We start from the raw sequence: 10,194 nt of genomic DNA, 5'->3' as shown, positions 1-10,194 counted from the left end.
CCTCCGCCTCGCAGGCTCGGCACCTCCCCCGCGCGGCGGGGGAGGAAAACTTATCCCCACCCCCAAAACCCGTGAGACACTCCTCCTCGACTTCCGGGAAGAGAGGCGCGAGCTCAGTCCCTTGTGCCCGGAAGTGTGCGGAGCCTGTCCGCGCGAGGGGGTGACATCCTAAGCTCCGGCAGGGCATCCGGCCCGGTCTGACGGCACTAAACGCCCGACCCGAATACCGGCCGGATTGGAAACGGGGGCGAGAGCGTCCGGGAAATCTCCGCGTGCGGGAGGCAGACGCCTGTCACACACTTTTAAAAACATGCCGGCAGACAGTCGCCGGCCTCCCGCACACCTCTCATACCGCCAGGCGGAAACGCCGTGGCGATGAAAGCCGTGAAACATCCACCCGCATTTTTCCCGGGCACAGTCCCGGGACCTGCCGAAGGCGCCGCATCCCCATTCGATGAAGAAGCCCCCCCTCGCGTGCATCACCCCGAAAAACTGTTTGCCTTCGCCACCGGTTCGGATAATTTACCAGGCGGAACATTTGCAGAACAATGTGGCAATTCCCGTTCCATCCCGAGGCGGGATTGCATTGGAGGACAAATATGATTGGCTATGTGACCCTGGGCACGAACGACCTGCAGAAGAATGCGCCCTTCTATGACAAGATCTGTGGCGCGCTGGGCGTCGGCCGCATGATGGATTTCGACACCTTCATCGCCTGGGGCCAGCCCGGTGGCGGGGCCGGTGTCGCGCTGACCCAACCCTTTGACGGACAGCCGGCCACGGTCGGCAATGGCGTCATGGTGGCCCTGCAGGCCAAGGACCGCGCCCAGGTCGACGAAATCTACAAGCTTGCCATGGAGCTCGGCGCTCCGGACGAAGGCGCGGCCGGCCCGCGCGGCGATGAAGGCTTCTATGCCGGCTATTTCCGCGACCCGGACGGCAACAAGCTCGCCATCTTCCACATGTAGGAAGACCGGCCCGGCCGACACGAAACGCCCCGCCCGAAAGGCGGGGCGTTTTGCTGTGGGCCTCACCCCACCGCAGACAAGACTGGGCTTGTTGCAGCGCAGCAGGTATGAGGCGCCCCTGATCGCCCAACCTGCCGCCCTCACCTGCCGCGAAAGCCCGACCGTCCGATGCTGACCATTTCCAATCTTGATTATCGCATCGGCGAGCGTTCCCTGTTCGAGAATGCGTCCGCGCAGATTTCCGGCGGCTGGAAGGTCGGCCTGGTCGGCCGCAATGGCACCGGCAAGTCGACCCTCTTGCGTATCATCCGCGAAGAGATCGACCAGCCCTCCTCCGACACGCCTGTCCGTCTGCAGCGCGGCGCGCGCATCGGCTGGGTCGCCCAGGAGGTGCAGCCCTCCGAGCAGACGATCCTCGAAGTGGTCCTGTCCACCGATGCCGAGCGCCACGCCCTGATGCAGGAATCGGAGACCGCCACCGATCCCGACCGTATCGCCGAGATCTTCACCCGCCTCGCGGACATCGACGCCTGGACGGCCGAGGCGCGGGCGGCGGAAGTCCTCATGGGTCTGGGCTTTACCGATGCCGACCTGTCGCGCCCGACGCGCGAGTTTTCCGGCGGCTGGCGCATGCGCGCCGCCATTGCCGGCGTGCTCTTCTCCGAGCCCGACCTGCTCCTGCTCGACGAGCCGACCAACTATCTCGACCTGGAAGGCGCGGCCTGGCTGGAGACCTATCTCAAGAAATATCCCCACACCGTGCTGATCGTCTCGCACGACCGGGAAATGCTGAACCGCTGCGTCACCCATACGCTGGCGCTGGAGCACAAACAGCTCTCCATCACGCCGGGCGGCTATGATGCCTGGCTGAAACTGCGCGCCGCCAAGACCGCCCTCTTGGAAGCCCAGCGCGCCAAGCAGGATGCCGACCGCGCCCGCCTTCAGGCCTTCGTGGATCGTTTCGGCGCCAAGGCGTCCAAGGCCAGCCAGGCCCAGTCGCGCGTGAAAATGCTCGAGAAGATGCAGGACATCTCCATCCCGATCGCCGAACGCACCACGCCTTTCTCCTTCCCCACATCGACCGACAAGCTGAACGCGCCGCTCCTGCAATTGCGCGATGCCACGGTGGGTTATGGCGAGGGCGCGAAGATCCTCGACCGCGTCGATCTGCGCCTGGATCCCGATGACCGTATCGCCATTGTCGGCGCCAATGGCCAGGGCAAGACCACGCTGGTCAAATCCATCGCTCAGCGCTTGGAGCTGATGGGCGGCGAGCGCACCGCGGCCCGGTCCCTGCGCATCGGCTATTTCTCCCAGGACCAGATGGACGAGCTCAATGAGGGCGAGACCGTGCTGGACCATGTCCGCGACGCCCTGCCCCACGGCACCACGCCGGCCCGCTGCCGCGCCGTCGCCGCCGGCATGGGCTTCCCGCACGAGAAGGTCGAGACCAATATCGAGAAACTCTCCGGCGGCGAGAAAGTGCGCCTCCTCCTGGGCCTCATGTCCCTGGACAAGCCGCACATCCTCATCCTGGACGAACCGACCTCCCACCTCGACATCGACAGCCGCGAAGCCCTGATCTACGCGCTCAACGAATACAATGGCGCCGTCGTCCTCATCACCCACGACGTCTACCTCGCCGAAGGCACCGCCGACCAGCTCTGGCTCGTCAAGGACGGCCGCGCCAGCCGCTATGACGGCGACCTCAATGACTACCGCAAACTGATCCTGCAGGCGGACAAGCGGTAGGGGCCACGGCTCTCCAAACCTCACCCCCACAACTGCATACCCGCCCTGCCGCCGCTGATGCGTGCATTTCCTCCAAGCTGTGCTACACGCTGCCCTATTCCGGCCAGTCGCCACTCATCGGCGTCCTTACCGGGACACTGATGGAACCCGGCCCGTGATGGGTGTGGCCGGCATTTTGGCACTGGAAACAGCTTTATATGACCGAGACTGACCGCATTGCGCCGGCCCTTGCCGCTGCGCTTGAGAAAAAGGGCTATGCCGCCCTCACCGAAGTCCAGTCCGCCGTGATCGCGGAAGAGACCGAGGGGCGCGACCTCCTCGTCTCCGCCCAGACCGGTTCGGGCAAGACCGTCGCCTTCGGCCTGTCGATCGCCCCGACCCTGTTGGGCGACGACACGAATTTCAACGCGCCCGATCTGCCCATGGCCCTGGTTGTCGCGCCGACGCGCGAACTGGCACTGCAGGTCCAGAAAGAACTGACCTGGCTCTATGGCGAGGCCGGCGGCCGGATCGCCTCCTGTGTCGGCGGCATGGATCCCCGCGCCGAACGCCGTGTTTTGGAACGTGGCTGTCACATCGTGGTCGGCACACCGGGCCGTCTGCGCGACCATATCGAGCGCGGTGCGCTGGACATGTCCCAGCTCAAGGCCGTCGTTCTGGACGAAGCCGACGAAATGCTCGATTTCGGCTTCCGCGAGGATCTGGAATACATTCTGGACGCTGCTCCGGCGAGCCGCCGCACCCTTTTGTTCTCGGCCACCGTACCGCGCGCCATTGCCGATATTGCCCGCCGTTTCCAGAAGGATGCCCTGCGCATCACCACGGTCTCCGAACGCGGCCAGCATGCCGATATCGAATACCGCGCCCTGACCGTCGCCCCGTCCGACCGGGAAAACGCGATCATCAATGTGCTGCGCTATTATGATGCCGAGCGCGCCATCATTTTCTGCGCCACGCGCGAAGCGGTGAACCGTCTGGCCGCCCGTTTCGGCAATCGTGGCTTTGCCACCGTCGCCCTGTCCGGCGAGCTGACCCAGAATGAGCGCACCCATGCCCTGCAGGCCCTGCGCGATGGCCGCGCCCGCGTCTGTGTGGCCACCGATGTCGCCGCCCGCGGCATCGACTTGCCGGGTCTGGAACTCGTCATCCATGCCGATCTGCCGACCAATGCCGATGTCCTCCTGCACCGTTCCGGCCGCACCGGCCGGGCCGGCGCCAAGGGTGTCTGTGCGATCATCGTGCCCTTTACCCGCCGCAGCCGCGCCCAGCGCCTTCTGCGCGATGCCCGCCTGCAGGTGGAATGGGCCGAGGCCCCCGGCGCCGATGATGTCCGCGCGAAGGACCGCGAACGCCTGATGGCGGACCCCGTCCTCACCGAAGCCGTCGACGAAGACCTCAAGAGCGATGTCGACGCGCTGATGGAGGCTTTCACCGCCGAACAACTGGCCGCCGCCTTCCTGCGCACGCGCCTGGCCAATCTGCCCTCTGCCGAGGATCTCCTCTCCGGCCCGGCCGCGCAGAATGACCGGCCGGAACGCAAGCCGCGCGAGAATTTCAAGGAGAGCGTCTGGTTCCGCCTCTCTGCCGGCCGCCGCGCCAAGGCCGAGCCGCGCTGGCTCCTGCCGCTGATCTGCCGCCTGGGCCATGTCACCAAGCGCGAGATCGGCTCCATCCAGATCGGCGAAGTGGAAACCCGTTTCGAGATCGACGCGGCCCATGCCGAGCGTTTCACCAAATCCCTGGCCGAGAATGGCGGCGGCGAGAAGAATATCCGCGTCACCCCGTGTGACGGGTCGGAACTCCAGCGCGCCGGTCCCAATGACGGGCCGACCGATGGCCGCACGCCGAAAATGCGTCATCGCAAGGGCCCGCGCCGCCAGGAGCAGACCGACAGCGACGGCTATCCGCTCGACCGCAAGCGCGATGACTGGAAGCCGGAAGGCGATGACAAGCCGCGCTTCAAGAAGAAGTCCTTCGACAAGAAGCCTTATGGCGAGAAGAAGGATTTCGGCGACAAGAAGCCCTACGCCGAGAAGAAAGACTTCGGGGACAAGAAAGCCTACGGCGACAAAAAGCCGGGCGGCAAGAAGCCCTATGGCGACAAGAAACCCTTCGCCAAATCCGATGAGGGGGAGCGCCCCTTCAAATCCAAGCCGAAGCCGGATTATGAGCGCGCCGACTCTCCGCTCGCCGGCGAGGATTATCCGCTGCGCCGCAAGCCCCGCAAAACCAAGCCGGATGGAAAGCCTGCGGCCAAGTCCGGCGGAAAGCCGGGCGGCAAATTCGCCGGCAAGCCGAAGGGCAAACCCGCCCGCAAGCCCAAACCGCCCCGCAGCTAGCGCGCCGGTTGGGCTGACTACCCAAACCCGTAACGCTCACCTAGTCTGCTCCCCAAGACGGCGAACACGCCACACACAAGGGGAGAGACCAGGTGAGCGACGGATTCTACGCGGACAAGATCTATTGGGTGACCGGTGCCTCCTCGGGCATCGGCCAGGCGCTGGCGATCGAATTGTCAAAGCGCGGCGCCAAACTCATCCTCTCCGGCCGCAATAGAGATGCGCTGGAAGAGACCCGGTCCGCGCTGGCCACCGACGCTTTCATCCTTGCCTTCGACACCACGGATTACGACGCCCTGCCCGGTCTCGTGGACCAGGCCCTGGCCTGGCAAGGCCGGATCGACGGGCTGATCAATAATGCCGGCATTTCCCAGCGCAGCCTGATCGTCGATACCGGCATGGACGTGTATCGCCGCATCATGGAGGTGGACTTCTTCGCGCCGGTCGCCCTGACCAAGCTGGTCCTGCCCTCCATGATCGCTGCCGGCTCCGGCCATGTCTCCATCGTCTCCTCGCTGGCCGGCAAGATCGGCACGCCGGTCCGCTCCGGCTATTGCGCCGCCAAGCATGCCTGTGTCGGCTGGTTCGACAGCCTGCGGGCGGAGACCGAGAAAGCCTATGGCCTCACCGTCTCCGTCATCCTGCCCGGCTCGGTGAAGACCGGCGTATCTCGCAATGCCCTCACCGGCAGCGGCGCGGCCCGCGGCGTGTCCGATGCCAATATCGAAGCCGGCATGGATCCGGCCGAAGCCGCCAGACGCATCCTCGACCAGATCGAAACCGGCGAACGCGAGATCGTGATTGCCGAGGGCATGGAAAAGGCCGCCCTGGATCTTCGCGCCAAGGATCCGGAACCGCTCTACGGCATGCTGGCCGCTCAAGGGGCCGAACTGGCGGCCTCTGCCGGCTCCGGCGAGCCCCTCGAATTGCGCCGGATCAACGAGCCCGCCGAGGGCTGATCCCCGTTCTGTCACCGGTGTCTCGACCCAAGCCTGTGTGGTTTCTTCACCACGAAGTGAATTAACACGCATTTTTTTATGGGAATTGCGGGTTCCCCGCTTGCTCCTTCGGGCGCATCTCACTACCAGAGTTCGCACAGGGGCGCGGGACAGGCGCCAAGGACAGGAAGCCCTGAGGGGAAAAATCAATGAAAACAAATCTGATGTGCGGCGCCGCGGGCGCCGTTCTGGCCGTTTCTGTTTGGGGTGCACCCGCCCTGGCCGATGACGAAGCCGAGCGTATCGAAGCGCTGGAATCCCGTATTGAACAGCTCGAAGAGACCAATCGTCTCCTGCTGGAATACCTCGCTGCCCAGGGCGTGTCGGTCGATGGCAGCGCCAGCGCGCCGGCCCCGCACCATGCGCCCCATCACGCGCCGGCGGCTCCGGCTGGCGACATGGCTGGTCACCACGTAGCGCATCATGGCGATGCGGCCGCCACCCCGATGGCCGACCACCATACCGACATGGTGTCGCGCATTTCCGACGGCCTCGTCGGCATCAGCCCGGAATACGGTTTCCGCATGCTGGATCACGCCGAGGGTGTGAATACACGCCAGCTGATGCAGCTGCAGGCCATCCAAGCCGGAGAGCTGCCGAACCGCGTCACCCTGTCTGGTGGCGTCACCGTTCTGGCCAACATGCAGCGCTCCAATTCCGACACCAAGTTCGGCTGGCTGATGCGCCACCCGACCTCGTCCAACCAGATCGGTGAGGATGTGTCGGAAATCGTTGTGCACAACGCCCAGCTGGCCTTCACCGCCCGAATGACGGACTGGATCACGGCCTATGCCGAACTGCTCTATGATCCGGAACAGAGCTTCGGTGCCGGTACGATCACCACGCTGACCCGCAACCAGATCCAGCTGCGCAAGGGCTATGTCCTGTTCGGCAATCTGGATGAGAGCCCGATCTACGCCTCGCTCGGCAAGATGGATGTGCCCTTCGGCCTGCAGGACACGGTGAGCCCCTTCACCAACTCCACCAGCTGGCACGCTTTCGCACCGCTCGCCTATGGCGGCATGGTCGGCTACTACAATGGCAATCTCCACCTGCGCGCCATGGCTGTGCAGGGTGGTGCCCAGTTCCGCTCAGCCAATTCGCCCGTGCAGGACACGGCGGTTCCGTCGCGCGTCAACAATTTCGCGCTCGACGCCAACTACACCATGCCGCTGGGCAATGGCGAAGACAGTGTGATGCTGGGTGCCAGCTACATCCACGCCTCCGCCTATTGCCAGCCCTACCCGGTCGTCCACTTCACGCCGTGCTCGGACAACAACCCGGCCTGGGCCGTCTACTCGGTCGCCGAGCTGGGCGATTTCACCCTGCTGGGTGAGTTCGCGCGCACCACGGAAGTCTGGCCGGGTTCCGCCGTGCCGGATCCGACCAATCCGCTCAGCGTGTTCGAAGCCACCGAAACCTCCGCCTTCACCCTGGGCGGGCGCTATGCCTACGCCATGGCGGACGGCGCACCGATCGACATCTCGCTGGAATTCTCCCGCTTTGTGGCCGGGGATGATGGTGCTCCGTGGGAGCGCCAGGACCAGTGGGTGTTCGGCCTGAACCGTATGGTCGCCCCGTCGGTCAGCCTGTTCGGCGAATTCATCCACACCGAAGGCTGGGTGCCGCTCAACTTCCTGTCTGGTGGTAATCAGCCCAATGGCGCCACCTGGTCGGAGCGTGATGCCACGACCGACATCATCGCGGTCGGCGTGCAGGCCTCCTTCTAGGCCTGACCATCCTGACACCAGAAAAACGGGGGCGCGCCAGCCGGTGCGCCCCTTTTTTGTGCGAGACGCTATAGTCAGACCGATTCACGGGGAGAGCCGATCGATGGGGACGGAAACGACACCGGCAGCCTGCGCCGATTGCGGCCATGCGCTGGACGGACCTTATTGCTCGCAATGCGGTCAGTCTGCTGCCGACATCCGCCGCCCCGTCCGCACTCTGGTGACCGATTTCATCGGCGATACCTTTGTCTGGGACGGCCGGCTCTGGCGCACGATGAAACGCCTCTTCATCAATCCGGGCAGCCTTGCCCGGCACTATGCCGACGGCCAGCGAGCCCGCTGGACGCCCCCCATTCGCCTCTATCTGCTCGTCAGCCTGGTCTTCTTCGCGGCCATGAGCCTGGGCGGCATACGCGTGCTTGCCGCGCAGATCCTGCCCTCCGACGAGACGATCCGCGCCCAGGACGAAAATCGCATCTCAGAACGCCAGGCCGCTGTGGTCGTGGCGCTTGGGCGCCTTGAAGATCGGGGCCTGACGATCAGCCCGTGCGGCGTACCGCCCGGACCTCAGGAGATTGAGCCTGATGGCGTGCTGCGCCTGTCCCATGACACGGGCATCGTCATCACCCTGTTCCAGGGCAGCGAACCGCCCGAACCCCGGCGCATCACACAGGAAGACCGGCGCTGCCTTGCCGCCCAGAACGCGGCCAGCGGCCTGCACCCGATTTTTGCGGAGCTCGAGATTGCCGCACTCAGCGACCCGGCCGGCTTCGAGTCCCGCGCCTCCGCCGCGACGGGCCAGGCCCTCATCCTGATGGTCGGGTTTTTGGCCCTGCTCAATCTCATCCTCCATCCCCGGACGCGGGTGATCGAGCATGTCATCCACAGCCTCTATTTCCATGCCGCCTTCCTGCCCGTCGTCGCCCTGTCCCTGGGCGTGGGACAGGTCACACCGGGCGCACCGGTGTCCACTGTCATAATCGCAGCCATCGCCATGATCGCCGTCATGATCCAGGTCTGGCGTGCAGACCGCGCCTTCTACCGGTCCAGCTGGTACGGCGCCGCCCTGCGCCTCCCCGTGGTCGCGGTCGGCTATCTCGCAGCCCTTGGCGTCACCTCCATGGGGCTGATCCTTTTGCCGGTTCTGTGACGCTATTCGCAGGTTCAACATTAAAATAAGCGGTGTTTGCGCGCGCCCTGACAGCGCCAGTCCTGGACCGCAAAACACGCCTCTCCCCCGGACTCGGTTCGATCTATTCCCGCATCCGATCCTGCGGCCACCCCTTCATATCCCCCTTTTGATCCCCTATATTCACGTGTGCCGGTTCGCCGGCTATGGCGATAAACGCGCTCGTAATAACCGGACTGGACCCGGGGGCAGTACCCGGCGGCTCCACCATAACTGCTCTGCGTTGGCAGACATGCTTGGGGCCGAAACAGGATTGACAGACGGGTAAAGGAGATGGCTTTCGCTCGGGTGAGGCCCGTTACAGGCTCGCTTATGAAAGTTGCCAACGACAACTTTGCTGAAGAGGTCGCTCTCGCTGCGTAATGCAGTGCGGGTAATCTCGCCTTAAAGTCCTGATTCCTTTAGCCGAACCAGGCGGGGTCCGGAGGCACCTGGCAACAGAAGCCTCCACTACTCTCCGCATGGTTGTGAGATTCCGACCGGGCAAAACCCTTCTGCTTGGTTAAGCGGAAGCTTGTATATTTTAACCAAGAACACGTCTGGCCCTGAGCGGATCCGGCCTTTATATTATACTACCAACAGGTCAATTCCGGCCATTTCACTCGCTCTGGTTTATCATGCCGCAAGCCGACAAACCTGTCCGCAAGCTCAGCGAAGACCTGGTGTCCCTGACCCTCGGTCCAGCCATGACCTGGTTAGACAAGGTGGCGGCTGTTGAAGAATTGTCGGAAACCAATCTGGCTGGCCGCCCCTTGAATTATCTGATCCAGCTGACCGGTCCGATCAGTTTTTGTGGCGGCCCCAATCACGAAAACCTCGCCGAGTTTTTCCTGCAATTCATTCCGGCCCGCACCGCGATCGCTTTGCTGCGTCCGGCCGGTCAGGCCCCCAGTGATTGTGAAGCCGAGTTTCATGTCCGATTGAGCGCGGCTGGCTATGTGATCGGAAATTTCCGGCATGAAGACCGCGCGCTGGCCTGGTTGGAGGCGCACCCGACACATTGCTCCGAGCTGGGCCTTCAATGCGGGCCGGACTGTCCGGAAGCCTACACATCGGCCTGTCCTGCAGTGGCCAGCCGGGAACCCCAAATCAGTCCGCGTCTCGATGTCGGCCCGGATGCAGCGCCGGCCAATCATCGGCAGGCCGGGCGGCCCTGATGGCCAACTATCGCGATTAATTGGGGATTCACGCCAGTTTAAGCCATGTGCAGAGGAACCG

General features: G+C 64.1%; 7 protein-coding genes and 1 other RNA gene. All 8 read left to right on the top strand.

The window, feature by feature from the left end; translation table 11 throughout:
• The first annotated feature begins 599 nt into the window (after positions 1–599).
• On the top strand, positions 600–968 hold the full coding sequence (locus I0K07_RS10950; protein WP_138513548.1) for a VOC family protein: 369 nt from the start codon (positions 600–602) through the stop codon (positions 966–968).
• Between the two features lie 168 nt (positions 969–1,136).
• A complete protein-coding gene (locus tag I0K07_RS10945; RefSeq protein ID WP_203293306.1) occupies positions 1,137–2,720 on the top strand; it encodes an ABC-F family ATP-binding cassette domain-containing protein in 1,584 nt (527 codons plus the stop codon).
• Positions 2,721–2,917: 197 nt separating this feature from the next.
• Positions 2,918–5,059: a DEAD/DEAH box helicase gene (locus I0K07_RS10940; RefSeq protein WP_203293304.1), complete on the top strand. Its 2,142-nt coding sequence runs from the start codon at positions 2,918–2,920 to the stop codon at positions 5,057–5,059.
• Between the two features lie 92 nt (positions 5,060–5,151).
• Positions 5,152–6,018, top strand: coding sequence for an SDR family NAD(P)-dependent oxidoreductase (locus I0K07_RS10935; protein WP_203293303.1), 867 nt, complete (start codon positions 5,152–5,154; stop codon positions 6,016–6,018).
• 188 nt (positions 6,019–6,206) lie between these two features.
• Positions 6,207–7,787, top strand: coding sequence for a hypothetical protein (locus I0K07_RS10930; RefSeq protein WP_203293301.1), 1,581 nt, complete (start codon positions 6,207–6,209; stop codon positions 7,785–7,787).
• A 103-nt stretch (positions 7,788–7,890) separates the two neighbouring features.
• Complete coding sequence (locus I0K07_RS10925; protein WP_203293299.1) at positions 7,891–8,937, top strand: DUF3667 domain-containing protein; 1,047 nt, start codon at positions 7,891–7,893, stop codon at positions 8,935–8,937.
• Between the two features lie 130 nt (positions 8,938–9,067).
• Positions 9,068–9,428: a transfer-messenger RNA gene (gene ssrA, locus I0K07_RS10920) on the top strand.
• A 165-nt stretch (positions 9,429–9,593) separates the two neighbouring features.
• Entirely contained in the window at positions 9,594–10,133 is a 540-nt protein-coding gene (locus tag I0K07_RS10915) for a hypothetical protein (RefSeq protein ID WP_203293297.1), read from the top strand.
• The last annotated feature ends 61 nt before the right edge of the window (positions 10,134–10,194 follow it).

Source organism: Maricaulis parjimensis, assembly GCF_016817355.1.
In the GTDB taxonomy this organism is placed as follows: domain Bacteria; phylum Pseudomonadota; class Alphaproteobacteria; order Caulobacterales; family Maricaulaceae; genus Maricaulis; species Maricaulis parjimensis.
This window is presented reverse-complemented; position numbering and strand designations above follow the sequence as displayed.